General features: G+C 63.6%; 1 protein-coding gene. It reads right to left on the bottom strand.

The features are described from left to right. Positions 1 to 372: metal-dependent hydrolase (locus R5H29_RS22715; protein ID WP_332329896.1), on the bottom strand; the 372-nt coding region annotated here is incomplete at its 3' end. Positions 373 to 511 lie beyond the last annotated feature (139 nt).

Below are 511 nucleotides of genomic sequence, written 5' to 3'. Positions count from 1 at the left end.
CTTGAATTCCGCGGCCACCTCCTCCTCGAGCGCGGTCAGCGCCGCGAAGCCGGGATGCATCGCCTTCACCACCTTGTTGGCGTTCGCATGCTCTCTGTAATGATGCCCCTCCTGGGCCGCGAAGCGCCGGCACTCCTCCTTCAGGTCCGGGTCCTCGATGCGATCGGCCGCCTCGTTGATGGAGCGGATCAGATACGGCTCGAGATAGGGCAACATCATCCAGACGCCGAGAAACGTGTAGGAGGTCCACGGGTCGTTCTTGACAAACACGCAGTCGAGCGGCGGCGGGAACAGGAAGCCCATACGCCGGATCGGCATGCCGTGGGTCGCGGCCTCCGAAAGCGCTGGCGAGGTGACGGCGTCGTCGGACATGGCTATTCCTCCCGTCGATGACCTTGTTAAAAACAGACATGACTGTTCGTAAGTTGGAAGTCAAGCCACGCCGCTCCCAGCAGGCGCGGCGGGAGGACATGCGCCGCCGGCTGCTTGAGGCGACGCTGGAGTGCGTGCA

Origin of the sequence: Stenotrophomonas sp. A3_2 (assembly GCF_036624925.1) — a bacterium.
Classification (GTDB): Bacteria; Pseudomonadota; Gammaproteobacteria; order Xanthomonadales; family Xanthomonadaceae; genus Stenotrophomonas; species Stenotrophomonas hibiscicola.
The sequence above is the reverse complement of the archived record's forward strand: the minus strand, read 5'-3'. Positions and strand labels throughout refer to the sequence as shown.